The organism is Hyphomonas polymorpha PS728 (genome assembly GCF_000685315.1).
Lineage (GTDB): Bacteria > Pseudomonadota > Alphaproteobacteria > Caulobacterales > Hyphomonadaceae > Hyphomonas > Hyphomonas polymorpha.
The window spans coordinates 24,281-50,902 of sequence record NZ_ARYM01000012.1 but is presented as its reverse complement, the minus strand read 5'-3'; the positions used below and the strand labels follow the sequence as shown (position 1 = coordinate 50,902).

Sequence of the window (26,622 nt, the reverse complement as noted above, 5' to 3'; positions counted from 1 at the left end):
CATGTTCACGCGCCGCGCCGTCCTCACTGGCCTTTCCGGCCTTGCTCTCTCGGCCTGCGCCCACCGCTCCGGCGCGGACGCATTGCGCATCCCCGCGGCCTCCGCGCGCCGCCGCATCGAGGATCTGGTCTATTCGGCCATGGTGCCCGCCGCGGGTCTGGTCGTGCGCTATCGCGGCGAGGTTGTCTTCGCCCATGCAGAAGGCCTCGCCCAGGGCGCCGCCGGGGAAGCGGACCGCGCGCCCTTCACGCCGGAAACCGCTTTCTGTGCCGCTGCGCTCTCGCCGCTTGCCGCCGCGCCCCATGATCCCCGCTTCGCACCGCGCGGACCTGCCGCCACGCTCTATACCCGCGAAGATGAGGGCTTGTGGCAGGTACAGACAGAGGCTGGGGAATGCGCCGGCGCCAGCTTTCTGGGCCTTGCCAGCCTCGCCCGGGCAGCGGGGCGAACCTCAGACCTTCCGGGCGTCCAGACCTATCAGGCAGACACCTCGCCGATCCCGGGCGTAAAGCTCATCGGCCGTCAGGGCGAAGCTTATGGATCATATTCCGCCGCCTTCCACGCGCCCGATCTGGAGGCTGAAATCGCCTTTGCTGTCACGGGAACGTCCGTGTCCGGTACAGAAAGATCAGTCCATCATCCCGTGATGATCAAGGCGACCGAGCCGCTCTGGGCGGCCGCGGAAACCTTACTCGCCGCTCTCTAGCACGGCAGCCTTCGGCGGCGGTCCGATCAGCAGGAAGTTATAGGGCGTACAGGTTCCCTCAACGATGTAGCGCTTTTCGAAAAGATAGTATTGCCCAACTTCAACAGGCTCCCGGAACGCTTCGGCCCGCTGGTAAAAGGTCACGCCGTCTTCATCGACAAGGTCAATCTCGGGGTCGCCAACGCCGGTAACGGTCGCGCCGATCACCTTGGTCTCATAGCTGCACGGCCCGCCCACCATTGGGGGATCCGGTGGCATCGCGCAGGCTGAAAAGCTCACGGCAAAAGCCAGCAATGCAGAGGTGGCGGCAAATTTCATGGTAGGCGTCTTCCCGGAAAACCCGCCCCACCCTTATCTCTGCTCTTGCAGCGCGCAAGCCGGTCTCAGCCGGATTTCTTTTTCGCCTTGCGCGGTTTGGCGGCTTTCTTCTCCGCTTCCTTCGCCTTGCGGGCCCGGTCGGCCCCGCCGCTGGCGACCCACCAGAAGATGCGCCACCCTTCCGCGAACGTCATCTTGGGTGCCGGAGCGAGCGTGCCCTGCTTCTCGGGCTGGGCCACTTTCGGTGGTTTGCGTTTCTTCTTCAGGGGGCGGACAGGTTCGGCGGGTTTGGGCGGGCTCTCCAGGGGTGCCTCATCCTCTGTAAACTCCACCTGCGCGGGCACGTCCCCACCCTCGAACTCCGCCTGCAGATTATTCAGCAGGTGCGCGTCGGAGAAGTCGATCGCCAGCTCCACCCAGAGCGGCAGGTGATCGGACATCTGCCAGGTCAGCCAGCGTTTGGCGTAATAGTCCTTGTCCTTGCCGGCGTCGCGTGGGCTGCCATCGGGTTTGAGGTCGCGGTGGCGCGTGGGCAGGATTGGCGCATAATGCTCGTAATGATCCGGCCGGAATACGGTCTGGCTCCAATCGAACACCCCGGACGACAGGAAGGTCAGTTCGTCCTTCTGCGTGCGGAACGCGATCTGGTCATAATAGTGGGTTCCCAGAAGGTTTGACGGATACTGTTCCGGCGGCAACTGGAAGCCCGCCTTGGTCAGGGCGCCCATTGTTTCATCAACCGGGTTCTTGATGTTGAAATCGCCCAGAAGAATGTAGTTCTCGTTCTCCCGGTCGGCGCGGCTGGCCATCTCGCGGGCGATATAGTCGATCTCCGACACGCGCCGGGCATAGCCATCGCTCCCCTTCGATGCCTCCCCGAAATAGATATGCACCGTGCACAGTGAAAACTTGAACCATCCCGCCTGAAAGCTCACCATGAACGGCGTGCGCGCAAACTGTTGCTCGCCGGGCAAGAGGGCGTGTTTGGGCAGCACGATTTCGCCCACGATATTCCGGAAGCGGACCTTGCGGGCATCAAACACAAAGCACATGCGTTCACGATTGCCGCTGGCGCCGGTCGTCACATCCGTCGCGATGAAGTCCCAGCCGGGCCCCATCAGTCGGATCACATCCTTCAACGGCCCCAGATCCTCGTTCACTTCCTGAAGGGCACACACATCAAACGAGGAGAGCACTTCGGCAATATAATGCAGGCTCTCGCGGCGGCGGGGGCCGTGGCGGAACTTGTTGTTGTCGAAATCGCGGATGTTCCAGGTGCCGATAATGAGGCTGGCATCCTTCGTTCGCCGGGGTACGCCGCGTGGAGGCGGCGAGGCGAGTTGCGCACGCAGCTCCAGCAGGCGGCGCGAGGTCCAGTCGCTCTCGGCCTCCGAGAAAAGCTTGCGATTCCGAAGGTCGGTATACCAGACCATAATGTCCCCATCGCGTTCTGCGGCTGGCCTGCTTTGCGGAGGCCGTGGTTAACGAAGGGTTAATATGCCGCCGATTCGCCGGGCGGGGCAGGGTGTCAGACAGTCACAACCCGGCCAGGGTTCATGATGCCTTGTGGATCCAGCGCCCGTTTGATCGCGCGCATGGCGTCTGTGGCCGCGGGCGGGCGCAGGCGGGCCAACTCGTCCCGTTTCAGGCGCCCCACGCCATGCTCGGCAGAGATGGAGCCGCCATGGGCCATCACCGTATCATAGATCACCCGCGTGATGGCCGCTTCCTTCGCTTTCAGCTGCGGGCTTGCCGCATCCAGGGCTTCAACCACCGAATAGTGCAGATTTCCGTCACCCACATGCCCGAAGATAACGAAATCTGCCGTAGGCAGAACATCCCGCACAGCCGCGTTGCACGCTTCGATGAATACCGGAATGCGGCTCACCGGCACGGAGATATCCTGGTTCAGCGCCGCCCCGTAGGCGCGCTTGGACAGCGGGATCGTCTCGCGGATATGCCAGAAGGATTTCGCCTGGGTTTCGCTTTCCGCAATCACGGCGTCCTGGATCAGGCCTTCTTCCATCGCCGCTTCCAGCGCGCTTTCCAGCAGGCTGCGGGCATAGGCCCCATCGGTCTGCGAAATATCCATCAGCACCCGCCACGGCGCGTTCGACGGCATGGGGTCGCGCGTGGTGGGGATATCGGCGACCACCATATCCACCGCATTGCCGGGGATGATTTCGAAACTCGTTACCGAATCCCCCACCCGCCCGCGCACCAGCGCCAGCAGCTTCACCACATCTTCCGCAGACGCACAGATCACCCAGGCGCTTGCCCGCTGCACCTGCGGGAACAGCTTCAGCGTCGCTGCCGTGATCAGTCCCAGCGTGCCCTCGGCGCCTGCGAAAAGATGTTTGAGATCATAGCCGGTATTGTTCTTGCGCAGGCCGGAAAGCCCGTCCCACACCTCGCCGGAAGGCAGCACCACTTCCAGCCCCAGGATCAGGTCGCGCATCATGCCATAGCGCAGCACGGCCACGCCCCCGGCATTGGTGGAGATGAGGCCGCCAATCGTCGCGGTGCCTTCCGAACCGAGCGAGAGCGGGAACAGCCGGCCCGCCGCATCGGCCGCTGCCTGCGCGGAAACGAGCGTCGCGCCTGCCTCTATGGTCAGGGAATTGTTGAACGGGTCGGTCTCGCGCAGGGCGGTCATCCGCGTCATCGACACGCAGACTTCGCCATGCGGCGTGCCGCCATCGATCAGGCCGGTATTGCCCCCCTGGGGCGTCATCGCCACGCCATGCTGCGCGCAGAGTTTCACCAGCGCGGCAGCCTCGGCGGTGGAGGCAGGCCGCGCGATCAGCGGCGTTTCGCCCTTATAGGTGCCCCGCCAGGGCGTTGCGGCGGCATCGAGCTTTTCCGGCTCCTGCGTCCAGCCCCTGGGGCCGAGCAGGTCTTTGACGGCGGCGAGAAATATCGGTGGCAAGGTCTGGGTCATGGTTCATTCTAGCGCGTCTCGCGCCCCTGTCATCTCGGAGGGTTCCGTATCGGCTGGTGGATGTCCGCTTATCCTGCCTGCGCCGCCAGCGCGCCCAGCGCGTCGCCATCCACCCGGTAAACCGTCCACTCATCCATCGGCCGCGCGCCGAGCGCGAGGTAGAAGTCGATCGACGGCTGGTTCCAGTCCAGCACGGACCATTCCAGACGCCCGCAGCCGCGCGCCATGGCAATCTCCGCCAGTTTTGCCAGCAGCGCCTTGCCATAGCCCTTGCCGCGCGCGGCGGGGGTTACGAACAGGTCTTCCAGATAGATGCCGGGCCTCGCCAGGAAGGTGGAGTAGTTGTGGAAGAACAGGGCAAAGCCATGCGGCTTCCCCTCCTCCTCGATCAGCAGGACTTCGGCATAAGGCTTTTCCCCGAACAGGGTGGCGCGCAGGGCTTCCTCCGTGGCCACACATTCGTGTTCCAGCTTTTCATATTCAGCCAGCGCGCGAATGAAGCCGAGGATCACAGGCGTATCGGCCGCCTGCGCGAAACGAATGCGGTGCATGTCTTGAAACCTTCTGTCAGATACAAAAAGGCCCGCCTTGGGGGCGGGCCTTTCCGGTAAGGATCAATCCTCGAAATCTTCGTCCTCAACGACGACATCCGCGCCGCTATCCTCGTCGGCTTCGTTACGCAGTTCCTGTTCGGCTTCTGACAGGCGGCGCAGCAGGTATTCCTCGCATACGGCGATCAGCTCGTCACGGCGGTCTTGGTAGAAGTGGTTGGCGCCGGCCACCTTGGCGCGGTCAACCTTCTGGCCCTTCTGTACACGGACTTTCGTCAGCGCGCGTTCCACATCTTCGGGAGACGCAATGGAATCCTTGTCGCCGGCCACGATCAGGCCGGAGGCCGGGCAAGGCGCGAGGAAAGAGAGGTCGTAATGGTTGGCCGGCGGCGAGATGGCGAGGAAGCCGTCAATCTCCGGGCGGCGCATCAGCAGCTGCAGCGTGATCCACGCGCCGAAGGAATAGCCCGCACACCAGACGAAGCGCGGCGATTCCGACAGGTTTTCCAGATAGTCGAGCACATAGGCGGCGTCTTCCAGTTCCCCGATGCCCTGGTCATAGGCACCCTGGCTGCGGCCCACGCCGCGGGAGTTGTAGCGCAGCACGCCGAAGCCATGCTTTTCGAACAGCTGGTAGAGCATGATCGTGATCGGGTCCTGCATCGTGCCGCCCGCTTTCGGGTGGGGGTGCAGGATCAGCGCAATCGGCGCGCCCGGATACGGCGGCTCGGTGTAACGCGCTTCAATACGGCCCTGAGGGCCAGGAATGATGATCTCGGCCATCGCAAACCTCGGCATTATTTCCACAGAAGGGGGGGTAGATAGGCCAACTCGCCTTCAAAATGCAAATTTTTCTGCAGGGTGCGGGATTGCCCGGAAAACACTATATAAAAGGAACCATGATCTACGCCGATTACAACGCCACCGCCCCCCTGCGGCCAGAAGCCCGCGCGGCCATGCTGGCTGCGCTTGATCTGGGGCCGACGAACCCCTCCTCCGTCCACAAGGCCGGGCGGGCGGCGCGCGCCGTGGTGGAGAAGGCCCGCGCCGAGGTCGGCGCCGCTATCGGCAGCCGCGCTGAAGACATCGTATTTACCAGCGGGGGCACCGAATCTCTCGCCCTTGCCATTCAGGGCGCCGTTGCCGCGCTCGATGGCGCCGCCACCCTCATCGTCTCCGCCATAGAGCATGATGCCGCCACCAAGGCCGCCGCCCATGCCGGCGTGCCAGTCGAGACCGCCTACGTCCTCCCCAGCGGCCAGGTTGACCTTGACGACCTCAAGGCCCGCCTCACCGCCTGGGACCGGAGCCTGAAAGGCACGCCCATCATCGTGCTGATGCTGGCGAACAATGAAACCGGCATTCTCCAGCCCGTTCAGGAGGCCGCCGCCCTGATGCGTGAGGCGGGCGGCCTCACCGTGTGTGATGCCGTTCAGGGCCTCGGCAAGGTGCCGGTCAATGCCGCCCTGCTGGGTGTCGATTACATTGCCCTCTCCGCCCACAAGATCGGGGGGCCGCAAGGGGTGGGCGCGCTGTGGCACCGGGCGGGCGCGCCGCTCAAAGCCGTTCAGTATGGCGGCGGCCAGGAGCGCGGCCTGCGCTCAGGCACCGAGAATGTCGCCGGAATTGCCGGTTTTGGGATGGCTGTGTCCAAAAGTGTCCAGGATTTGCCGCGCTATGCCGCGCTTGGGGCCCATCGTGACGCGATGGAGGCGCGCCTGAAGTCCGAAGGCGGCGTCACCGTGATCGGCGAAGGCAGCCCGCGCCTTGCGGGGGTGTCCTGCTTCGCCCGCGCTGGCTTTCGGGCGGAAACCCAGGTGATGGCCCTTGATCTGGCAGGGGTTTGTGTTTCGGCAGGCTCTGCCTGCTCGTCGGGCAAGGTGAAAAGATCGCTTGTGCTTATGGCGATGGGCGCAGATGACGCCCTTGCGGAATCGGCCATCCGCACCAGCTTTGGCTGGAACAGCCAACCGGAAGACTTCCGCAACGTCGCTGACGCCTGGCTTCAGGTAAACCAGCGGGCAAGCTCAAAACTGGGCGCCTGACCCTGACGTTCACAGCCCAGCGCTTACTGTTCCTTGGGGCCGACGGCTGCGGGCTCTTCCAGGAAGACCCTGGCGAATACGTAGCCTCCATAGGAATACTCAGTCTTGGGGCCAGCATCTGCTGCGGTCCCAATTTGCGTTTCGGCAGGGTTGGCGGGCTGTTCCGTGAAAAGGTAAGCCTTGCCGATGAGGTCGGGATTTGCGCGGATCAATACATACCGCTCGTTGGCGCGGGATGGAAAGAACACGGACCATGTGCCGCCGCGTTGCAGGAAGGCTTCCGGGCCGAATGTGCGAACAGGCGCCAGTTCCGCGTCGAGGGTAACGACTTCAGAGGCAAACAGGCGTTTGGCCTCGAATACGCCCCCAGCCTGAATGGTGGAAATCTCGACGGAGCCGGGCAGCTTGTACAGCACGTAGGGGAGCTTGGTCTCGTTGACGACCTGACAGGCGGTTTCTGGGCCAGCGATGATTGACAGGGTGCCGGCGCGCTGGCGCTTCTTGATGGTCACCGTCTGAGCTGTGTGCGCTTCAATGTTCTGCGTGCAGCCCGCCGCCCCATCAAATGACAGGCTGGCCGGAGGCGGTGGTGGTGGCGGCGTCGCGCAGGCGACAACCATGCAGAGGGCGGCGGCCGCAGAGGCGGCCTGCAAGTGGGAAAGTTTCATCTGGAACAAAGCCTTCTGGAAAGTTGCGATCACAGCGTTTCGGTTACCGTGTCTGCATCGGGCGCCGCTGAAGAGGCCGTTGGGGTTTCGGCATCAACACCCTTAAGCCCATCGGCTATCGTAACGGGCGAAGAGGGCGCCGCTGCGAGAATGAGGGCGGCCGTTGCCTGCGCGGTGCGTTGCAGGGCGTGGGTCAGCGCTGCCACGGCGCGCTCGGGCTCATCCTGGGTGTAGGCGTCAACATTCTTGAAGGCGCTGTCCAGAACATAGGGCACGACGATTGTTGTGGAGCCAACATTGGGGTCTGCGGGCTGGTATGGATTCATCTGGACGGGCGCCTGCAGCCCTGGGCGGCCATAGCTCAGCGCGTCGTTCATCAGCAGCTTGCCCGTCTTGGCGTCGTGGATCTTCACCTGGGCGAAGACGGAAGGATACTAGACCATGTTGTCGATGGTGAAACCATACTGGCGGATCAGGACATCCACTGACGCATCGTGTTCGGCGGCAGGGTCCGCCGTTACGGGAACGAATGTCCCCTTCGCGCGCGAGACCGGCTTGTGGCTGGCTTCGATCTGGCCTGCTGAAAGAGCGCTCACTAGAGCTTCCTCAAAAATGGCGCGGGCATCGAAGCCCTGCTCGGCCAGCATCCGCTCGATCTTGCCGTTCCGATTGGAGTCTATGCCTGCATCGATTGCGGCCACCACCAGCGCGCCCAGAATGCCGCCTGCGGCGCCGGCGCCTGGTGAGACCTGACCCGAATTGACCATCGACTGGGCCGTTGCGTTGCCTACCGACATGTCTATGGGCATGTCTTCCCCGGTTGCCCGCTCAGGCATGCCCGTAGACATAAGGACCACACGGTTTAGTTGAATTTGTTCGGCATCCAGGGCCAGAACAGGATCTTTATCGGATTGCGCGTTCGCCTGAGAAGCGAATACAAAACAAAGTACTGCGGCGCACGCCGCGAAAGAGCGATGAGTCATGAGTTACCCCCCGATTGCAGGCGGAACGCTTATTGGCCAGGTATTTGTTGTCAATATGCCAACCATAAATTGCCTGGATGCTCGTCTTTTCTTGACGCTTTTGTTTCTGTGCGGCGTTCGGCTTTCCTGCCGGCTGCGTTTTTGCGGGGTTCCGCCGCAAGATGTCTCCGGCTAATGCTGCCGAAAGAACGGCGCGCGAACCTTGAAGCTGGCTCGATGACAGCCATGTCTAGGGCTCTCACTAGGCGCAGACGGATGGACCGGTATGGAATGCTGCGGCGGAATTGAAGAGCATGATGACGAGTGCACCGAGGTGAAGGTGAAGGAAGGCATCGATGCGAAGACGGTCGAGGCGGCAAAGCGCCTGGAGTCGGAGAATTATTCTGCCGGTTTCGTCACGGACATTGAAATGGACATGGCCCCGAAGGGTCTTTCCGAGGATACCGTCCGCTTCATCTCCGCCAAGAAGGGCGAGCCCGAATGGCTGCTGGAATGGCGCCTAGAGGCCTATCGCCGCTGGCTGACCATGGAAGAACCCTCCTGGGCCCGCGTCGATTATCCCAAGATCGACTTCCAAGCCTATTATTACTACGCGGCGCCCAAGGCCGGCGCGAAGTACAAGTCGCTCGATGAAGTCCCAAAGGAAATTCTGGAGACTTACGAAAAGCTCGGCATCCCGCTGCGCGAGGCGGAAGTGCTGCTCGGCGTCGAAGGCGCGGCTGAAACCGCCGCGACCGCGCGCGAGCGGCCCAAGGTGGCCGTCGATGCGGTGTTCGACTCCGTGTCCGTTGCCACCACTTTCCGCGAGGAGCTGAAGAAGGCCGGCGTGATCTTCATGTCGATCTCCGAAGCCGTGCATGAGCATCCGGAATTGGTGAAGAAATATCTCGGCTCGGTCGTTCCGACCTCCGACAATTTCTATGCGACGCTCAATTCGGCTGTCTTTTCCGACGGGTCGTTCGTCTATATTCCCAAGGGCGTACGCTGCCCGATGGAGCTGTCGACCTATTTCCGCATGAATGCGGAGAATACCGGCCAGTTCGAGCGTACACTGATCATCGCCGATGAGGGCGCCTACGTTTCTTATCTTGAAGGCTGCACCGCGCCGATGCGGGACGAGAACCAGCTTCACGCCGCCGTGGTTGAACTCGTGGCGCTCGATGACGCCGAAATCAAATATTCCACGGTGCAGAACTGGTGGCCGGGCGATGAGGATGGCAAGGGCGGCATCTACAACTTCGTAACCAAGCGCGGCGATTGCCGCGGCGCCCGCTCCAAGATTTCCTGGACGCAGGTGGAAACAGGGTCTGCCGTCACCTGGAAATATCCGTCCTGCGTGCTGCGGGGCGACGATTCTGTCGGCGAGTTCTATTCCATCGCCGTCACCAATGGCCGCCAGCAGGCCGATACCGGCACCAAGATGATCCATCTGGGCAAGCGCACGAAAAGCCGGATTATCTCCAAGGGCATTTCGGCGGGCAAATCCGACAACACCTATCGCGGTCTTGTTTCCATTCACAAGAAGGCTGAAGGCGCGCGCAATTTCACCCAGTGCGACAGCCTTCTGATCGGCGACCGGTGCGGGGCCCATACTGTGCCCTATATCGAAAACCGCCGCGCCGACGCGCAGCTCGAGCATGAAGCGACGACGACCAAGCTCTCCGAAGACCAGCTTTTCTATGTCCGCCAGCGCGGCATTGGCGAGGAGCAGGCTGTTGCCCTGCTCGTCAACGGCTTCGTCCGCGAAGTGCTGCAGGAACTGCCGATGGAGTTTGCTGTCGAGGCGCAGAAACTTCTGGAAGTCAGCCTCGAAGGCAGCGTTGGCTAGATTGCGTTTTTCTCCCGGCGCGCGATAGGATCGGCTGCGGAGGAGAGACCCATGAAATTCCAACTGCTTGCGGCTTTGCCGCTTGTCGCACTGATCGCCTGTACGCCGAAAGCGGAGGCGCCGGGTGAAACCGCCCCCGTTGCGGAAGAAGCCGCCGTCACGGCCGCCAGCCTTCCCACCTGCGCGGATGCCGAGGCCACGAGCGGCGGGCAATTGCCCCAGCTTACCAGCTGCCGGCTGGAACTGGGCGATGGCAGGAATGTTGTGGTCAGCTCTACACAGATGACGGATGGCGAAGGCACGCTTCGCGCCGAGCTTACAGGCGCTGATGGCGCCTCCCTGCAGGTCATCGAAGAAGCGGCCACCGGTTTCTACAACTATCCTTTCCTGGAAGACCTGACCGGCGATGGCGCGGCGGACCTGATGCTGCCGCAACTCTCCGGCATGGTGAACATCAGCTATGCGCTCTGGATTCAGGGCGCTGATGGCTTGTTCAGCCGGGCCGGCGAGCTTGGGGGCTTTGACATCACGCTGGGCAGCGACGGCCTGATCGCTGCGTCTGGCCGTTCTTCTGCCTTCGAATGGGAGACGAGCTATTATTCGGTCGAGAATGGTGCCCTGAAGGAGATTGCCGTCGTGGTGACCCGCGCCGATCCGGAGGAAGGCGAGCCGGCGTCAGACCAGCCCGCCTGCGAAGTCATCCGATCTGCCGACGGGGTGGATATCGCGCCTTTCTGCCAGCCGGCTGCTGACGCGCCCACCGAATAAAGCCGGGCAGGCACGAAACTTGCTGGGGTGGCGGCAGGAAACCGCCGGCTCGCAGGGACTCTGGCATGAAAAACCTGGTTAAAATCGCTGTTGGTCTGGGCCTCGCCGCCCTGATGCTGACGGCTGCCTGCGCCACAAATCCAGACATTTCGCCCGAAGAAACAGCCGAGCGCCGTGCCCGGCTGGCCGCTGTGTCGCTGCTGCCGGACTGCGCGGCGGCTCAAACCCTTACTGGCGACCGTGCCGAGCGGCTCCCCGATTGCCGCTTCAGCGGGGTGAAAGGCCTTCACCTGATCCTCAAAACCGACCCTCTGGACTGGGAAATGCTCGGTCCTTCGGGCTTTGTGAGTATTTCGGTGATGGATCGCCAGGGCCGCCCTATCGCCGATTTCTCCGAAGTCATCCACGGGCTGTACGTCTATCCGCAACTGCTGGACGTGAACGGCGACCGGCGCGCGGACCTCATCATTCCCCGCTCTACGGACGCCGTAAATATGGTCTATGCCCTGTGGATACAGCAGGAGAGCGGCGATTTTATTCATGCCGGGCAGGTGACCGGCGCCGAAATCGCCTGGACAGCCGGCGGCATGATCGCCGCAGCCAGCCGCACCGGCGCGTCAGACTGGGAAACCGCCTATTACCGCGTGACCGGCGCCGCGCTTCAGGAGCTCGCCCTGGTCCACGCGGCAGGGAGCCAGCCACCCCGGCGCGGGGGGCGCTGCGAAATCCTCCGGCTTGCGCCGGGGCTTGAGCCCACCAGCTTTTGCGCGGCCCCCTGAACGGTTCAATCGGGCACAATTCTTGCTGATGACAGCCCGGCGGGGGCCGGTGGGGCCCCCTGAGGGAGCATCACCCATGTCGGGACTATTCAAGGAAATTGGCGGCTATGTGCTGCTGGCGCTGGCCATTTTTGCCGCTCCGCTGCTGGCTGCTGTCATCGGTTAGGGGCGCAGCAGCGGCTTTTCGGCGCTTTGCGCTTTCAAATCATCGCAGGGCGCCCTAAATCCCCGCCATGTTGAAGATCCAGAATCTGAGCGCCACGGTTGGCGAAGGCGAAGCGGCCAAGACCATCATCAATGGTCTGTCGCTGGAAGTGCCTGCGGGCGAAGTTCATGCCATCATGGGGCCGAATGGGGCTGGCAAGTCCACCCTGTCCTATGTGTTGACCGGGCGGGACGGTTATGAGGTTACCGGAGGGGCCGCCACGCTCGACGGGCAGGACATCCTGGCCATGGAGCCGGAAGACCGCGCCGCAGCCGGCCTTTTCCTCTCCTTCCAGTATCCGGTGGAGATCCCCGGCGTGCCGGTGATGACCTTTGTGCGCACCGCGATGAACGCCCAGCGCAAGGCGCGCGGCCAGGCGGAAATCTCCGCGCCGGATTATCTCAAGAAGTCCCGTGAAGTGGCCAAGATGCTGAACCTTGACGCCGACATGCTGAAGCGTCCGGTGAATGTCGGCTTCTCCGGCGGGGAGAAGAAGCGTCTGGAAATCTATCAGATGCTGATGCTGGAGCCGCGTTTCATGGTGCTGGACGAAACAGATTCCGGCCTCGACATTGACGCCCTGCGCACCGTGGCCGAGGGTGTCAACGCCCTGCGTGCGCCAGAGCGCGGCATGCTGGTCATCACCCACTATCAGCGCCTGCTCGACCATATCAAACCGGATAAGGTGCACGTTCTCGCCAAAGGCCGCATCATCAAGACCGGCGGCCCGGAACTCGCCCTGCGCCTTGAAGAAGAAGGCTATGACGGCGTGCTGGCGGAGGCAGTGTGAGCGCCGCCCTGAAAGATATGATCCGTAATCCGACGGTTGCGGAACTCGAACTGGTCGCGCGCTATGCCGCCCTGAAGGCGGATCCGCGCCGGGAGCGCCTGTTTGAAGCTTTCGCGCAGACCGGCCTGCCGCATCGCCGCATCGAAGACTGGCGCTGGAGCGACTTCAAGGTTGCGGTCGGCGCGCTGGACGCGCCCGCTGTGCCGCCGGCGACGGACCCTCTCGCTACGGACGGTGTGGCCACGCTGAAATTTACCCCGCAGGGCTATACCGCGCCCGCCACTCTGCCACCCGGCCTCCGCCTTCTGGCGAAGGATGAGGCTCAGGCGATGAGCGGCGCTGAAAACGCGCCCCTCGGTGCGCTGGCCGCTGCGCTCTCCGGAGCGAAGAACGCTCCGGCAACGCTGCTCGCGGAAGTCACGGATGAGGCGCCTGTGCGGCTGCACATGGTGTTCTCCGGCCCTGGCGCCATCAATGCGGCGCGTGTGGTGTTTCTGCTGCGCCCCGGCGCCCGGCTTGAGGTTTCCGAAAGCCATCTGGGCGGCGCGGCCCTTTCCACCGCACTTGTCGAGTACACGCTGCAGGAAGGCGCAAAGCTCTCCCGCGCCGTCTATCAGCGCGGCGGCAAGACCGAAGCGCAGGCGATCACGGCGCTGATCCATCAGGATGCGGACGCTGAAACGAAGCAGACCGTGCTGGCATTCGGCGCGAAGGTCGCGCGCATCGAGACGCGCCTCGTGCACCAGGAAACCGGCTCTCACGCCACGCTCAATGCGGCCTATCTGGCGGGCGACGGCTATCACATCGATTTCACCAGCCATGTGCGCCATGGCGCGCGTGCCTGCGTGACAAGGCAGGTGACCAAGGGCGCTGTGCTGGATGGCGGGCGCGGCGTGTTCCAGGGCAAGTTCCATGTGCCTCGCAATGCCGGCCAGCAGACCGACGCCTCGATGCAGCATAACGCGCTGCTGCTGGAAGAAGGCGCGGAAGTGTTCGCCAAGCCGGAACTGGAAATCCTGGCAGATGATGTTCAGTGTGCGCACGGAAACACCTCAGGCGCGCTGGACCAGAACCAGCTGTTCTATCTGCGTCAGCGCGGCATTCCTCTGGAGAAGGCCCGCGCGCTGCTGACTGAAGCTTTCATTGCCGAAGCTCTGGAAGAGGCCGGCGATCATCAAGAGGCCCTGCGGGCAGAGGCACAGTCCTGGCTGTCGGAAGTCTGAAGCCCATGTCCCGCAAGCTCGATATCCCCGCCATCCGCGCTGAATTTCCGATCCTCTCGCGTGAGGTGAATGGCCATCCGCTGGTCTATCTGGATAACGCTGCCAGCGCGCAGAAGCCCAATGCTGTCATCGACGCGCTCGCCGGCCAGATGCGCACGGCGTATGCCAACGTGCATCGCGGCCTGCACACGCTGGCCAACGAGACGACCGAAGCCTTCGAGGCTGCGCGGGAAACCGTGCGCGCTTTCCTGAATGCGCCGTCTACGGATAATATTATCTTCACCAAAGGCTCTACCGAGGGCATCAACCTTGTTGCCTCTGCGCTCGCCGCGCGCATCCAGCCCGGCGATGAGATTGTGCTCTCCATCATGGAGCACCATTCCAATATCGTACCCTGGCACTTCCTGCGCGAGCGCCATGGCGCCGTGCTGCGCTGGGTCGGCCTCAAGGAAGATGGCTCGCTTGATATGGAGGCGATGGCGGATGCCATTGGCCCGAAGACGAAGATGGTGGCCATCACCCATATGAGCAATGTGCTCGGCACGGTGACGGATGTGGCCCCGATCACGCAGCTTGCCCATACCGCTGGCGCCGAAATCCTGATCGATGGCAGCCAGGCGGCGGTTCATCTGCCCGTCGATGTGCAGGCCATCGGGTGTGACTGGTATGTCATCACCGGCCACAAGATCTATGGCCCGACCGGCATCGGCGCGCTGTATGGCACCGCTGCCGCGCTGGACCGCGCCCGGCCTTATCAGGGCGGCGGCGAGATGATCGAGATCGTCGAGAGGGAGCGGGTCACCTACAACACCGCGCCCCACAAGTTCGAAGCGGGCACACCGCCGATCCTGGAAGCCATTGGCTTTGGCGCGGCCCTGCGCTGGCTGGGGCAGTTCGACAAGGCGGAGATCGCCGCCCACGAACATGCCCTTTACGAGCGCGCGGCGAGCATTTTGCGCCAGGTCAACGGCATCCGCATCCATGGTGAGGCCGCCGGCAAGGGCGCTGTGCTGGCCTTCAGCCTTGAGGGCGCCCACCCGCACGACCTTGCCCAGATCCTTGATCGCTACGGCGTCGCCATCCGCGCGGGCCATCACTGTGCGCAGCCCTTAATGCAGCATTTAGGCGTCCCGGCTACGGCCCGGGCCAGCTTTGCCCTATATAATACCGAGGTTGAAGTGGACGCGCTGGGCGAAGCGCTCGCCAAAGCGCGCAAAATGCTGGTATAAATACGTATATGGCCGATGATATGACCTCCCAAGACCTGCTCGGTGTCCGCGATCCTGCGGCTCTCTCTGCGATTCCGCAGGAGGAACTCGACCGGCTGACCGATGAGCTGATCGCTGCGTTCAAGACCGTTTTCGACCCCGAAATCCCGGTCGACATCTATGAGCTGGGCCTGATCTACAAGGTGGATATCGATGACGACCGCAAGGTAGACATCGAAATGACGCTGACCGCGCCCGGTTGCCCCGTGGCCGGCGAAATGCCTGGCTGGGTTGAGAACGCCGCAAAGAGCGTTGAGGGAATCGAGGCTGTCGAAGTCTCCCTGACCTTCGATCCGCCTTGGGATCCTTCGCGGATGTCGGATGAGGCCCGCCTCGCGCTCAACATGCTTTGATTGAAGGAGGGGCTTCGCGCCCCTATTTACAGACCATGGCCCGCAGACCCCGCCCCAAACCCGTTCGCCTGACCGACGCCGCTGCCGCGCGCGTAAAGGAAATCATGGCCGAGCGCGGTCTGGGTTTCCTGCGCGTCGGCGTCAAGAATGGCGGCTGCGCGGGCATGGAATATGTGATGGACTATGCCGAGGCGCCTCAGCCGCTGGACGAGGTAGTTGAGGATAATGGCGTCACCATCCTGATTGATGCCAAGGCGGTGCTGTTCCTGCTTGGTAGCGAAGTCGATTATGAAACCACGCTGCTCCATGAGAAATTCGTGTTCCGCAATCCTAACCAGACCGATGCCTGCGGCTGCGGCGAGAGCGTGACCATCGTGCCGGCCGGGGCCGAGTAATCTGCCCGGCGGGCTGATGCAGGTTCGCGGATTTCCCCCTCTTTCGGCGCCAGACGCTGAGCTTCTGATTCTCGGCAGCATGCCCGGCATCGCCTCGCTGGAAACGGGGCAGTATTATGCCCATGCCCGCAATGCCTTCTGGCCCATCATGGGCCACCTCTTCGGCGCCGGCCCGCAGCTTGCCTATGCTGACCGCGCCATGCGGCTGCGCCAGCAAAAGGTCGCGGTGTGGGATGTGCTGCAGCTATGCCTGCGGGCAGGCAGCCTCGACGCAGATATCCGCGAGGAGGTGCCCAATGACTTTGGCGCTTTCTTTGCCGTCCATCCGCATATTCGCCGGATCGGCCTTAATGGCGGCAAGGCGGCCGCGAGTTTCCGGAAATACGCGGCGGTTCATGTGCCGCCGGGCGCAGAGGCCGTGACACTGCCTTCAACCAGCCCCGCCCATGCCGCGCGCCGCTTTGACGACAAGCTGGCGCTTTGGCGATCGGGCCTTCTGGGCAGTCCTCAGGAATAGCCCTGCGTGTCAGTTCGCCAGCTTCATCAAAACGATGCCGCCCGCGATCATGGCTGCCGCGAGGAGGCGTATCGGAGTGGCCGCTTCGCCGAGCCAGATGACGCCGAAGATGAACGCGCCCGCCGCGCCGATACCGGTCCAGACCATATAGGCCGTACCCAGCGGCAGAGATTTCATCGCCATTGCCAGCAGCGCAAAGCTGGCCGGCATGGCCGCGATCATTATGAGGGTGGGGATGGGCCGGGTGAAACCAGCCGATTGTTTCATCGCAGCGGCCCAGACGATTTCCAGCAGACCGGCGACGACAAGAAGGCCCCAAGGCATGGGAAGCTCCCGCAGAAACGGGCCGTCCCGAAGCGTTCCCGGTATGGGGGAGGCCGTCCTCCTGCCTGTACTGCTTAGATAGTCATTCCGGGGCGAGGCTCAAGCCTTCTTGTAGGCGGCAAGGTCTTCCAGGGTCGGGGCAGCCTCGAAGCCGTTAGGCGGGTCCGGAATGAGGCGGGCGCGGGCGGCGGGCTCACCGGTCGCTTCAGCCACCAGTTCGGCAGTGCGTGTTTCAACCGCTTCGGTCAGCCGGGCGATGAACTCGTCCCGGGGCAGGCCGGGCGGGATCGGCTCGAGAAATTCGATGACGGCAGTGCCCTGGCGGCGAGGGCTTTCCTGCTGCTGCCAGAACACACCGATATTGGTGGCAACCGGCACGACGGGCACGCCCATCGCCTCGGCCATGTGCCAGACGCCGGATTTGTAGCGGAAATGATAGCCAACCGGGGCAAGGTGGCCTTCGGGATAGATCAGCACACGGCGGCCATCGGCCTTGGCCTTGTGCATGCCATTGGCCAGCGAAGACGCTTTCTTCTCGCCGCCGCCGCACGTGTCGATGACAATGGCGCCGAGCTTCTTGAGGATGCCGCCGACCAGCGGGAAGCGTTCGAGATGATCGCCGGTGACGAAAGCCAGATCCTTGATTTCCGGATAGATCAGGAAGCCGTCGCCCCAGCTCTGGTGCTTGGCGCCGATCACGAAGGCGCCTTCGGGCAGGCGCTCACGGCCGCGGACTTCCTTGCGGATGCCGGCGATGTGGCGCAGGGCGAAATTCATGGCCCGCGTATAGCTGCGGATGATGGCGCGCACCGGGCCATGGCCGGGCCAGGCCAGGAAAGGCAGCGAGACGAGCACATAGCCAATCGAGAGAACCCAATAGGCCAGCTGGAAGAGAGTGCCACGCATGGAAATGCTCCGTAGGGGGAACGGTCAGGGGGCTGTCAGGACTTCAAAACGGCGAGAACGGCGCGCGCCAGGGCAGGCGCATGCCGGGAAAGCGGGCCGGGCAGGCGGTTGTAGATCTTGTTCTGACCTGCCTGCATCACCACGCCAAGTGCCATGGCGGCCTTCAGGGCGGGATCCCCCTTCGGAACGGCGCCGGCATCCATCAGGCCGGAAATGATCTGTTCCGTGACGGATACCGGATCATCCTCGCGCCGCCGGTCATAGGGGAGGTATTTGTGAAGCGAGACGAGGTGGAAGGAGAAGAGCAGGAAATCTTCATCCGCCAGGGCGCAATAGGCGGCGACGGCGGCATGCACCTTCTCGTCCAGAGTGGCGGTCCCGCCCAGAGCTTCGGTCAGCATGACCGAAAGGCGGTTGTGGGTTTCCATGAACAGGGCGAGGGCAAGCTCGTCCTTGCCTTTATAGTGGCGATAGAGAGCGCCTTCCGAAACCTGGGCGCTTTCGGCGATCTCCCGCGTGGTGGCGGCATCGACGCCGACATTCACGAACAGTTCGAGCGCCGCGCGCTCAATTTTCGGGCGGGCATCACGCACACGCGGGCGCCGGCCGGCAGCGTCCGTTTTCGTGACGACCGGTTTGGCTGCTGTTTTGGTGCGTGCGCCCTTGGCAGGGGCGCGCCTTGACGGTTTGCCGGACGGGGAAGCGGGGGTGGCTTTGCGGGCCATGGGCGACAGCTCCTCTGATCTTCGTGCCCCGTGTATTACACAGGCTTGCAATGATTGCAAGTGATCAATCGCTCACAAAATGGCCTTGCGCGGATGCCGGAACAAAAAAAGGGGGCCGGAAGGCCCCCTGAAGCGTTCTGCCGCCAAGGCTCAGACCAGTTCGATGCGGTAGCTTTCGATCACGGTGTTCGCCAGCAGCTTCTCGCACATTTCCTTGACGCGGGCCTCGGCCGCCGACTTGTCCGTCTGGCCCGTCAGGTCCAGCTCGATGACCTTGCCAACGCGCGCGCCGCCGACTTCCTTATAGCCCATCCGGGCCAGGGTATCGGCCACGGCCTTGCCCTGAGGGTCCAGCACGCCGGATTTGAGGGATACGTGTACGACCGCTTTCATTATTTGCTGCCCCCGGTGAAGTGGATGACGTTGTCGGTCTCTTCGCCTGATTCCCGGATGATGCCGAGACGGCGTGCGACTTCGGCATAGGCTTCCGTAACGCCGCCCATATCACGGCGGAAACGGTCCTTGTCCATCTTCTCGCCGGTCTTGGCGTCCCACAGGCGGCAGCTGTCCGGGCTGATCTCGTCGGCCAGCAGGATGCGCGGCATGTCGTGATCGTTTTCGAACCAGCGGCCGAATTCGATCTTGAAGTCGACAAGGCGGATGCCGGCACCGGCGAAGAGGCCGGACATGAAATCGTTCACGCGCAGGGCGAGGGCGATGATGTCGTCATATTCCTGGGCTGTGGCCCAGCCGAAGGCGGCGATGTGTTCTTCGGAAACCATCGGATCGTGCAGGGCATCGTTCTTGAAGTAGAACTCGACCAGCGGGCGGGGCAGGGACTGACCCTCCGGAATGCCGAGGCGCGTGGAGAGCGAGCCTGCAGCGATGTTGCGCACGACCACTTCCAGCGGAATGATGTCCACTTTCCGCACCAGCTGCTCACGCATGTTGAGGCGGCGGATGAAGTGGTTGGGCACGCCCACGCTGGTCAGATGGGTCATCACGAACTCGCTGATGCGATTGTTCAGAACCCCCTTGCCATCCAGCACGGCCTTCTTGGTCGCGTCGAACGCAGTTGTGTCGTCCTTGAAATACTGGATCAGCGTGCCCGGTTCGGGGCCCTCATAGAGGATTTTTGCTTTTCCTTCGTAGATGACGCGGCGCTTGTTCATCTCAACCGGCCTTTCCTGCGCGTTCTGCGGGGATAGCGTTGCCAACGGGAATCATTCACCCCGCTCCCCTGAAGCGCGGACTGTTACGCCAAACCCGCGACAGAAACAATTATTGCGAACACCTGAGCATCCACCCTATATCAGCGCCGATAGACACCGGCAGATGTGAAAGGGCCACCTCCATGAGCACATTCGATGATCGTGAACGCGCAGAGGAGGCCCGTTACGCCTTGGATCAGGAAACCCAGTTCAAGATCAACGCCCGCCGCAACAAGCTGCTGGGCCTCTGGGCCGCTGAACTTCTGGGCCTGAAGGACGGCGACGCTGAGGCTTATGCCAAATCAGTTGTGATCGCGGATCTGGAAGAGGCCGGCGATGATGATGTCGTGCGCAAGGTGCGCGGCGACCTCGAAAAGGCCGGGATTGTGCGCACGGATGTCCAAATCCGTGAGGAAATGGCCCGTCTTCTGCCCGTCGCGCGCGAGCAGATCATCAACGATATCAAGGGCTAAGGACCACCGGCGGCGTATAGTTATCGCCGCAGCCGGGGCCCGTGCCACCCATCGGCACAAATGACACGCAGCTATAGTGGGCGCCGGTTCCGGAGGTGAAGGTCGGCTTTCCGGTCCAGCCCTCGATAAAGGGCTTGCCCACCCAGGCGCTCATCATGATCTTGCCGGGGGCTGCGGGGATACCTGCGTCTCCCGTCGGGGTTGAATAGATGGGCTGTCCCTCGATGAACCAGGTAATCCGGTCCGGGGTCCATTCGAAGGCATAGAGGCGATCTGCGTCAGCGGCGTCGAAGGGCAGGTCAAAGCCCTCAAAGGCGCCGCGTTTGCCTTTCCGGAAATAGTTGAAGTGAACCTTGGTCGTGTCCTGGCCGAGGAATTCGATGTCGACTTCGTCGTGGGGATCGCCAAAGTGCGCGCCGGTGAAGGTGAAGAAGGCCGAGACGGTGCCTGAGCCGCGGGCCGGGCGCATGATCACCTCATAGCGGCCATAGCCGTATTTTCCGGGGCTCTGCAGCTCGGCGATCGTGTAGGGCATGCTCTCGCCCTTTACGCGGTGGATCGAGAGCAGCGTGCCGCTGGACGTCTCGCTGACGTTATCCTCGCGCCAGTTGCCACCATAATGGGTCGCAAGGTTATCATGGGTGGAGGCCCGGAAAGGTGTCTGGCCGCGCATGCGGGTCAGGAAAGCCTCCTGCTGGCGGTTCGGGATCGCGGGTTTGGGCGCTTCGGGCAGCACCGGCGTGTAGGTTTCCGGGGCCTTCCAAGGGAAGAATTGAGGCTGAAGCTGCGGGGCACGCTGGCGGACGGAAGGGGCTTTCGGGGCAGGCGGTGCCGAGATTTCAGCAACAATTACAGTCTTTTCTGCGACAGGCGCCGGGGGCGACAGCGCAATCGCGCCGGTGGCCGCAACAATCGCCAGGCAAGCCACAACAGCCAGATCGATGCTTCTGGAAAACCGGGTCCAGATTGCGGACTGAGTGTTGCCGATGTGGGCCATGACTGCCTCCGAAGGTTAATCCTTCGTGAAGAGCAAGTTATGCGCCAACTATTTGTTAAGCAAAACCCCTTCGCCCCATCCGGGAGTATCAGGAGGCGTCTTCGCCGCCATTGGCGGGGGCTGTCAGGGCGCTGCGGTTTCGCATCATGAACAGCGGAACCGATCCAATCGGCGTGATGGCCCAGTCGAGGGGCTGGTCATGCGGCTCGGCGGGCACCTTGTCGATCTGCTGGGCCGCATAGGCGACCGCGCAGGCAAAGGCCCGGCCTTTGGCGCGCAGCTTTTCCAGGGCCCCATCATAATGGCCCCGGCCATAGCCGAGGCGGTTTCCCATCGTGTCATAGGCCAGCAAGGGCGTCAGAACGAGGGTTGGGGTGACTTCCGGTGCATCCGCCGGGGGCTCCGACAGGCCGAAAGGGCGCCGGTCCAGCGGCTCACCCGGCGACCAAAGCCGCCAGCTGATGCCGGTTTCCTCCATGCGGGGCAGGCACAGCTCCGCGCCGGCGCGGGCGAGCCTTTCCATCAGCGGGAAGGGATCGAGTTCTTCATTGATCGCGACATAGCCCGAAACGACGGGGCCATACCGCTCCAGCAATTTCATTGGAAAAATATCGGCGAGCTTTTCGGCGGCGTCCGGATCGCGCGCAGCGGCTTCGGCGCGGATGGTGCGCATCCGGTGGCGCAGGGCGGTCTTGTCGGCTTCAATACTCATGAAAGCCCTCCTAGTGCTCGATGGGCGCAGCAGAAAGGGCAATAGCGCACAAGAACCACGTCGCCGCCGGGCACATTTCACTCCCGTCGACCTAGAGACTAGGTGGGCGCCGGATGAGCCAGGGCCACGGCCCCAGCCAGAGTGCCAGCCCCCTGACGGTAAGTAAGGTCGCCGGAGATCAGTCCCACGCGGGCGCAGCAGCCCTTGTGCCTGGTAAATCTAGTGGCTCTGCCCCGGTTTGGAAAGCGGCGCGTGGCGCTCAGTTCTGTGAGATTTTGATGTCGAAGGCATACAGCAGGGTTTTCTGCTTGGCCGAAAAATTGTTGTCCGACACGATCCAGACGCGGATCAGCCGATCTGACAGGGCCTCAGCGGCGATACCCTCGAAATTGTCTACCAGAAGCGGGCGGCTGAGTGTGAGGGTTTCAGCCTCGCCTGGTCCCCATGTCAGGCGGATGCGGTTGCCCTGAAGGGGATCCCAGGCGCGATACATTTCCAGGGTGCGGGCGGTGCCATCCGGCAGGGGGACGATCTCGCGGCCGACCAGACCGTGCAGGCTGGGGGCGGGGGCGGTGTTGCCGGTCCATTCTGCGGTGCCATCGGCGAGCACGCGGCCCAGCGGCGAGGTGCCGAGCATGCCTTCATAGCCAAAGCCGAGGGCCCCATCGGCCTCCAGGAAGATTGCCTCAGGGCCCTGATTCTCATCGACATTCCGATTGTTGTGCTGGCCCGGAAGATTGGCAACGCGGGCTGCGCGGGCGGCCGACCCGCAGACGCCGAGCGCAAAGGCTTCGATCCGGAAGCTGCGCTCAAAGCTGACCAAAGCGAGGCCTTCCGACCAGACGAGGCCTTCGGCGTCGCCTTCTGTCTTGCCGGTCAGCATCATCCCGTCACTACCTTGCATATACGAGATTTTTGCGCCTGAGGGCGCGCCCTTCTCGAGGCCGATCCAGACGAAGGCGCCCGCATCGGTTACGCTCAGCAGGCCGCCGCCTTCAGGGGCTGGCAGCAGGGCGAGACCGGAGAGGCCACCGACATTGGAGTTGGACGAAGTGAGTTCCCAGGCCCCTGAAACGGTTACGGTTTCCGGAATGCGGCGGGCGATCTGGGCGGCGTCGCCCAGGGAAACCGGTGTGACCGACAGGTCTATGGGGAGGGGCTCCTGACGCGGGGTGCCGGGCGGGCAGGAGGAGGCGATCAGGGCGGCGGCATGGTCCGCAGCGCGCCAGAGACCGTCACGGCCGGTGGCATCGGGTGACACGGCCTGGACATTTTCGGACACATCCGGACTCTGGCGGACATCGGCGATCACCGGGGCGCCATTTACGACCACTTCTTCCGGCCCTGCGCAGGTGACCAGGAAGCTGGCGGCCATCAGGGCGGTCAGTGGGGCGCGGAAACGCATGGGGGGCTCCTGAGGCGTGCTTCACGGGCGGCTATCGCGGCGAATGCCGACCACCGGATGACAAAGGTCTGACCATTTCGTGAAAAGGTGTGCGGCCCCCTCTGGATTTAAAAAGCGAACCCTTTCAGGTTCAACGGCATGAGTCAGATACCGCTTGCCCGCCGCTCCCCCATTCCGCCGGAAAACTGCAATCTGGCGCGCGCCATCGAGCTGATCGGGGACCGCTGGACGATGCTGATTCTGCGGGCGGCGCTGTATGGCGTGCGCCGGTTTGACGATTTCCAGTCCGAGCTGAAATGCCCGCGTACGGTGTTGTCGGGCCGGCTGAAGACATTGGTAGATGCCGGGCTGCTGACCAAGCGGGCCTACAAGGTGCCCGGCAAGCGGGCGCGGCCGGAATATGTACTTTCGGCGATGGGCATCTCCCTGCGCCCGATCCTGATCGGGCTGACGCAGTGGGGCGATGTGTGGCTGGGCCAGGGCGAGGCGCCGCCGATCAGCTTCACCAAGGCCGGATCGAAAAGCGCCATCCGGGCCGCCTTCGTGGACGCAGAGGGGCGCGAGGTGCGTCCCGATCAGATCCGGGCAGTGCTGCGCGGTTAGCGCTGCGCGCCTTGATCTGCGATCAAGGCGCTTGCGCTCCCTTTTGAGTGTCGCCGCGCTTTGGCGCAAAACCGCATACACTTTTGCGCGCGCCGCTTTATCTCACAGTTTGTGCAGATTGCGGTTCATTTGGCTCTTGCAAAGCCGCCGCTTCCCGCATATTCCGTCCGCTCCGCTGACAAGGCGGACATATCTGTCGGATGCGGGCGTAGCTCAGGGGTAGAGCACAACCTTGCCAAGGTTGGGGTCGAGAGTTCGAATCTCTTCGCCCGCTCCAGACAGAAAACAGCCAGACATTGTTATTGAAACAGCGTGCCTTGCGGCGGCGCTGTCATGGCGTTTGTGCCGATGGGGAACGCTCAGCTCGTGAAGCGGATGGCGATGTCGTGGCCGTCCTGGCGGATGAATTCGGCGGGGGTGTTGATGCCGAGTTTGGCCGAGACGAAGAAGAACTTGCCCGGGATCATGACCTTGTTGCGGAACCGGATGCGCGCGCCGGTCTCTGAGATGTCTATGCAGACACCTTCTTCGCGGCCTTTCGGCTCCCACACCAGAACGCAGGGCGCCCAAGTGGACTGGCGGTCAGCCCTTGGGGCGCGCCGGATGAATTTGGCCTGATCGGCAGGCGCGTTGGTTCGCAGAGCGGCCGACAGGCGCTCCGCCGAGATCGGCGTACCAGGTTTTTTGCCGAACACCACGAGCGCGATCTGACCTCCTCAGAAAAAGCGAGTCGACTTCAAAATGTCTCAATTCGAGGCAGATGGAAACCCCGCCTACTGCCGCAGGGGCGTTGGAGAAATTGACCGGTTTCCGGCAATTTCGGGCCGCGACAATCGGCTTTGACAATAGCGCTCGCCAGATTGCATTTGCCGCATTATCTCAAAAGATATATCTATTGGTTTTGAGGATTTTGTGGCGACCTTATTCGACAAGCTGTGGGATCTGCACCGGGTGGGCGATGCGGGTGATGGGGAAGACCTGATCGCCATCGACCGGTTGCTGCTGCATGAGCGCACGGGCGGCGTCGCGCTGAAATCTCTGGCCGCCAATGGCCATCCGGTACTCGACCCGGCACGCGTCTTTTCGATCATGGATCATATCGTGTCGTTCCGGCATGGCCGTGGGCGGAATGAAGCGCGCAGCCCCGGCGGGGAGGCCTTCATTCTTGAAACACGCGAGATGGCGCAGAAAGCGGGCATCCACCTGATCGACACTGACAGTCCGGCGCAGGGCATCGTGCATGTGGTGGCGCCCGAGCTGGGCATTGCGCTGCCTGGCCTGACGCTGGTTTGCCCCGACAGCCATACCTGCAGCCTCGGCGCGCTGGGCGCGCTGGCCTGGGGCATCGGATCAAGCGATGCCGAACATGCGATGGCAACCGGCACGCTGCGCGCCGCAAAGCCCCGGCAGATGCATATCCGCGTTTCAGGCAACCTCGCCCCTGGCGTTTCGGGGAAGGACCTGGCGCTTTACATCATTGCCCGCTTTGGCGCCGATGGCGGCAAACGCTGCGCCATCGAATATTCGGGGGATGCGATCCGTGATCTGAGTATCGAAGGGCGCCTGACCCTTTGCAACATGGCGGTGGAGTTTGCCGCGTTCACGGCGCTGGTCGCGCCGGATGCAAAGACGCTGGATTATATTCGCGGGCGGGTGTTCGCGCCGTCTGCGGCACAGGAAGAGGCGGCGTTGGCGCATTGGGAAGAGCTGTGCACGGACCCCGGCGCAGTGTTTGACGAAGTGCTGGAGGTGGACGCCGGCAAGGTGCAGCCGCAGGTGAGCTGGGGCACCAGCCCGGAAGATACAACGGCGCTGCGGGAGGCCATTCCGGCCGACGCAAGCACGCGGGCGCTTTCCTATATGGGGCTGAAGCCTGGGCAATCTGTCTACGGATTGCCAATCGGCGGGGCGTTTATCGGATCCTGCACCAATGGGCGTCTCAGCGACCTGAAGGCGGCGGCCGAAATTCTCAAAGGCCGGCGAATAGCGCCGGGTGTGCGCGCGGTGTGCGTGCCGGGGTCTCAGGCGGTGAGCCGGGAGGCTGAAGCGCTGGGCATCGACCGGATTTTCATCGAGGCGGGATTTGAGTGGGGCGCGCCGGGATGCGCGATGTGCTTCTATGCGGGCGGGGAAACCTTCCCACCGGGAACGCGGGTGATGTCGTCCACCAATCGCAATTTCGAAGGGCGGCAGGGGCCGGGCGTGCGCACGCATCTGGCCAGCCCAGCCGTGGTGGCTGCCTCGGCGGTTGCAGGCATGATCTGCGCGCCCTCTGACATTCTTGTAGCTGGAGGCGTTGCCTGATGCCGACACCATTCCGCCATCATCGCGGCGTGGCCGCTCCGTTGCCCGTCGATAATGTGGACACTGACCAGATCATTCCCTCGCGGGAGATGAAGACAGTCAGCCGCGACGGTCTTGGCGAGGGCTTGTTTGCGGGCTGGCGCTATACCGTTCCGGGCGGGCGCGAACCGGTGGGCGATTTCGTGCTCAACCGGCCGGAACAGGCGGGCACATCCATCCTGGTTTCCGGCACCAATTTCGGCTGCGGATCCTCGCGGGAACACGCCGTCTGGGCACTGATGGATTATGGCGTGCGCGCGGTGATCGCCAAATCCTTCGGCGAGATTTTTCACGGCAACTGTCTGCGCAACGGGATTCTGCCGGTGGCGCTGCCCGAGGGGGAGGTTGACCGGCTGCTGAAACTGGACGGCGGCGCCGAGATCGCGATTGATCTGGAGGCGCAGACGGTAACGGCAGCGGCATTGCCAGGCTGGACGGGGCGGTTTGAGATCGGGGCGTATGCCAAGCGGCTGCTGCTGGAGGGGCTTGATCCTATCGGGCTGACGCTGCTGCAGGCGCCGGCGATCCGGGCCTATCAGCAGGCAGATGCCGGAAGGCGCCCCTGGGTTTATACTGCGGGCTGAC

General features: G+C 63.1%; 32 protein-coding genes and 1 tRNA gene. 16 read left to right on the top strand and 17 right to left on the bottom strand.

Features of this window, described 5'->3' with window-relative positions:
* Position 1: 1 nt before the first annotated feature.
* Positions 2-706, top strand: coding sequence for a hypothetical protein (locus HPO_RS11320; protein ID WP_035598633.1), 705 nt, complete (start codon positions 2-4; stop codon positions 704-706).
* On the opposite strand, the gene HPO_RS11315 is transcribed toward HPO_RS11320, so the two are convergent.
* The 5 genes from HPO_RS11315 to HPO_RS11295 all read right to left on the bottom strand — a co-directional run bounded on the left by HPO_RS11315 (position 689) and on the right by HPO_RS11295 (position 5,299).
* A complete protein-coding gene (locus tag HPO_RS11315) occupies positions 689-1,024 on the bottom strand; it encodes a hypothetical protein (RefSeq protein WP_035598630.1) in 336 nt (111 codons plus the stop codon). The two genes, HPO_RS11320 and HPO_RS11315, sit on opposite strands and share 18 nt — an antisense overlap.
* 65 nt (positions 1,025-1,089) lie before the next feature.
* Positions 1,090-2,457, bottom strand: a complete 1,368-nt coding sequence (locus HPO_RS11310; RefSeq protein WP_051612544.1) for an endonuclease/exonuclease/phosphatase family protein — start codon at positions 2,455-2,457, stop codon at positions 1,090-1,092.
* Between the two features lie 95 nt (positions 2,458-2,552).
* Positions 2,553-3,965 carry an FAD-binding oxidoreductase gene (locus HPO_RS11305; protein WP_035598627.1) on the bottom strand — a complete coding sequence of 471 codons (1,413 nt, stop codon included), beginning with the start codon at positions 3,963-3,965 and terminating at the stop codon, positions 2,553-2,555.
* A 68-nt stretch (positions 3,966-4,033) separates the two neighbouring features.
* The gene (locus tag HPO_RS11300; protein WP_035598625.1) at positions 4,034-4,516 is read right to left on the bottom strand and encodes a GNAT family N-acetyltransferase; all 483 of its coding nucleotides are present in this window, start codon (positions 4,514-4,516) and stop codon (positions 4,034-4,036) included.
* A 63-nt stretch (positions 4,517-4,579) separates the two neighbouring features.
* Positions 4,580-5,299, bottom strand: a complete 720-nt coding sequence (locus HPO_RS11295) for an alpha/beta hydrolase (RefSeq protein ID WP_035598621.1) — start codon at positions 5,297-5,299, stop codon at positions 4,580-4,582.
* A 116-nt stretch (positions 5,300-5,415) separates the two neighbouring features.
* Between HPO_RS11295 and HPO_RS11290 the strand changes: the two genes are divergently transcribed.
* Complete coding sequence (locus tag HPO_RS11290; protein WP_035598618.1) at positions 5,416-6,561, top strand: cysteine desulfurase family protein; 1,146 nt, start codon at positions 5,416-5,418, stop codon at positions 6,559-6,561.
* Between the two features lie 23 nt (positions 6,562-6,584).
* On the opposite strand, the gene HPO_RS11285 is transcribed toward HPO_RS11290, so the two are convergent.
* From HPO_RS11285 to HPO_RS11275, 3 genes are read right to left on the bottom strand one after another with little or no spacing between them, the layout of a single operon-like run.
* Positions 6,585-7,229 (bottom strand): hypothetical protein, encoded by a 645-nt coding sequence (locus HPO_RS11285; protein ID WP_157532784.1) that lies wholly within the window; start codon positions 7,227-7,229, stop codon positions 6,585-6,587.
* Between the two features lie 29 nt (positions 7,230-7,258).
* Positions 7,259-7,642 (bottom strand): hypothetical protein, encoded by a 384-nt coding sequence (locus tag HPO_RS11280; RefSeq protein WP_035598611.1) that lies wholly within the window; start codon positions 7,640-7,642, stop codon positions 7,259-7,261.
* A 21-nt stretch (positions 7,643-7,663) separates the two neighbouring features.
* Positions 7,664-8,077 carry a hypothetical protein gene (locus HPO_RS11275; protein ID WP_157532782.1) on the bottom strand — a complete coding sequence of 138 codons (414 nt, stop codon included), beginning with the start codon at positions 8,075-8,077 and terminating at the stop codon, positions 7,664-7,666.
* 400 nt (positions 8,078-8,477) lie between these two features.
* Here HPO_RS11275 and sufB point away from each other — a divergent pair, with 400 nt between their 5' ends.
* The 9 genes from sufB to HPO_RS11230 all read left to right on the top strand — a co-directional run bounded on the left by sufB (position 8,478) and on the right by HPO_RS11230 (position 16,338).
* Complete coding sequence (gene sufB, locus HPO_RS11270) at positions 8,478-10,040, top strand: Fe-S cluster assembly protein SufB (protein ID WP_051612543.1); 1,563 nt, start codon at positions 8,478-8,480, stop codon at positions 10,038-10,040.
* A 51-nt stretch (positions 10,041-10,091) separates the two neighbouring features.
* The gene (locus tag HPO_RS11265) at positions 10,092-10,808 is read left to right on the top strand and encodes a hypothetical protein (RefSeq protein ID WP_035598605.1); all 717 of its coding nucleotides are present in this window, start codon (positions 10,092-10,094) and stop codon (positions 10,806-10,808) included.
* A gap of 65 nt (positions 10,809-10,873) precedes the next feature.
* A complete protein-coding gene (locus tag HPO_RS11260) occupies positions 10,874-11,587 on the top strand; it encodes a hypothetical protein (protein WP_035598603.1) in 714 nt (237 codons plus the stop codon).
* Between the two features lie 233 nt (positions 11,588-11,820).
* Positions 11,821-12,582: a Fe-S cluster assembly ATPase SufC gene (sufC, locus tag HPO_RS11255; RefSeq protein WP_035598600.1), complete on the top strand. Its 762-nt coding sequence runs from the start codon at positions 11,821-11,823 to the stop codon at positions 12,580-12,582.
* Positions 12,579-13,805, top strand: coding sequence for a SufB/SufD family protein (locus tag HPO_RS11250; RefSeq protein ID WP_051612542.1), 1,227 nt, complete (start codon positions 12,579-12,581; stop codon positions 13,803-13,805). The genes sufC and HPO_RS11250 overlap by 4 nt, the downstream gene beginning before the upstream one ends.
* 5 nt (positions 13,806-13,810) lie before the next feature.
* Positions 13,811-15,034: a cysteine desulfurase gene (locus tag HPO_RS11245; RefSeq protein ID WP_035598598.1), complete on the top strand. Its 1,224-nt coding sequence runs from the start codon at positions 13,811-13,813 to the stop codon at positions 15,032-15,034.
* Between the two features lie 8 nt (positions 15,035-15,042).
* Entirely contained in the window at positions 15,043-15,426 is a 384-nt protein-coding gene (locus HPO_RS11240; protein WP_035598596.1) for an SUF system Fe-S cluster assembly protein, read from the top strand.
* A gap of 35 nt (positions 15,427-15,461) precedes the next feature.
* Complete coding sequence (locus HPO_RS11235; protein ID WP_035598594.1) at positions 15,462-15,821, top strand: HesB/IscA family protein; 360 nt, start codon at positions 15,462-15,464, stop codon at positions 15,819-15,821.
* Between the two features lie 16 nt (positions 15,822-15,837).
* On the top strand, positions 15,838-16,338 hold the full coding sequence (locus HPO_RS11230) for a DNA-deoxyinosine glycosylase (protein WP_035598591.1): 501 nt from the start codon (positions 15,838-15,840) through the stop codon (positions 16,336-16,338).
* A gap of 9 nt (positions 16,339-16,347) precedes the next feature.
* On the opposite strand, the gene HPO_RS11225 is transcribed toward HPO_RS11230, so the two are convergent.
* From HPO_RS11225 to purC, 5 genes are all read right to left on the bottom strand, one after another.
* Positions 16,348-16,662, bottom strand: coding sequence for a DMT family transporter (locus HPO_RS11225; protein WP_035598589.1), 315 nt, complete (start codon positions 16,660-16,662; stop codon positions 16,348-16,350).
* 99 nt (positions 16,663-16,761) lie between these two features.
* Positions 16,762-17,568 (bottom strand): lysophospholipid acyltransferase family protein, encoded by an 807-nt coding sequence (locus HPO_RS11220; protein ID WP_035598587.1) that lies wholly within the window; start codon positions 17,566-17,568, stop codon positions 16,762-16,764.
* Positions 17,569-17,603: 35 nt separating this feature from the next.
* Positions 17,604-18,293: a TetR/AcrR family transcriptional regulator gene (locus tag HPO_RS11215; protein ID WP_084324278.1), complete on the bottom strand. Its 690-nt coding sequence runs from the start codon at positions 18,291-18,293 to the stop codon at positions 17,604-17,606.
* A gap of 150 nt (positions 18,294-18,443) precedes the next feature.
* On the bottom strand, positions 18,444-18,686 hold the full coding sequence (gene purS / locus HPO_RS11210; RefSeq protein WP_035598585.1) for a phosphoribosylformylglycinamidine synthase subunit PurS: 243 nt from the start codon (positions 18,684-18,686) through the stop codon (positions 18,444-18,446).
* The gene (purC, locus tag HPO_RS11205; protein WP_035598583.1) at positions 18,686-19,465 is read right to left on the bottom strand and encodes a phosphoribosylaminoimidazolesuccinocarboxamide synthase; all 780 of its coding nucleotides are present in this window, start codon (positions 19,463-19,465) and stop codon (positions 18,686-18,688) included. Before purC ends, purS begins: the two co-directional genes overlap by 1 nt.
* A 182-nt stretch (positions 19,466-19,647) precedes the next feature.
* Here purC and HPO_RS11200 point away from each other — a divergent pair, with 182 nt between their 5' ends.
* Entirely contained in the window at positions 19,648-19,977 is a 330-nt protein-coding gene (locus HPO_RS11200; protein WP_035598581.1) for a DUF1476 domain-containing protein, read from the top strand.
* Here HPO_RS11200 and HPO_RS19780 read toward each other — a convergent pair.
* The 3 genes from HPO_RS19780 to HPO_RS11185 form a co-directional block, all read right to left on the bottom strand.
* A complete protein-coding gene (locus HPO_RS19780; protein WP_051612541.1) occupies positions 19,967-20,974 on the bottom strand; it encodes a family 16 glycosylhydrolase in 1,008 nt (335 codons plus the stop codon). The two genes, HPO_RS11200 and HPO_RS19780, sit on opposite strands and share 11 nt — an antisense overlap.
* 88 nt (positions 20,975-21,062) lie before the next feature.
* Entirely contained in the window at positions 21,063-21,686 is a 624-nt protein-coding gene (locus HPO_RS11190) for a 5-formyltetrahydrofolate cyclo-ligase (RefSeq protein WP_035598578.1), read from the bottom strand.
* Between the two features lie 259 nt (positions 21,687-21,945).
* Positions 21,946-23,091, bottom strand: a complete 1,146-nt coding sequence (locus tag HPO_RS11185) for an esterase-like activity of phytase family protein (protein WP_035598575.1) — start codon at positions 23,089-23,091, stop codon at positions 21,946-21,948.
* A gap of 138 nt (positions 23,092-23,229) precedes the next feature.
* On the opposite strand from HPO_RS11185, the gene HPO_RS11180 reads away from it, so the two are divergent.
* Entirely contained in the window at positions 23,230-23,694 is a 465-nt protein-coding gene (locus HPO_RS11180) for a winged helix-turn-helix transcriptional regulator (protein ID WP_051612540.1), read from the top strand.
* Positions 23,695-23,896: 202 nt separating this feature from the next.
* Positions 23,897-23,971: transfer RNA gene (locus HPO_RS11175), tRNA-Gly, on the top strand.
* A gap of 82 nt (positions 23,972-24,053) precedes the next feature.
* On the opposite strand, the gene HPO_RS11170 is transcribed toward HPO_RS11175, so the two are convergent.
* Positions 24,054-24,392, bottom strand: a complete 339-nt coding sequence (locus tag HPO_RS11170; RefSeq protein WP_035598571.1) for a PilZ domain-containing protein — start codon at positions 24,390-24,392, stop codon at positions 24,054-24,056.
* A gap of 214 nt (positions 24,393-24,606) precedes the next feature.
* Here HPO_RS11170 and HPO_RS11165 point away from each other — a divergent pair, with 214 nt between their 5' ends.
* Complete coding sequence (locus HPO_RS11165) at positions 24,607-25,998, top strand: 3-isopropylmalate dehydratase large subunit (RefSeq protein ID WP_035598568.1); 1,392 nt, start codon at positions 24,607-24,609, stop codon at positions 25,996-25,998.
* On the top strand, positions 25,998-26,621 hold the full coding sequence (gene leuD, locus HPO_RS11160; protein WP_035598564.1) for a 3-isopropylmalate dehydratase small subunit: 624 nt from the start codon (positions 25,998-26,000) through the stop codon (positions 26,619-26,621). Before HPO_RS11165 ends, leuD begins: the two co-directional genes overlap by 1 nt.
* Position 26,622: the final 1 nt, after the last annotated feature.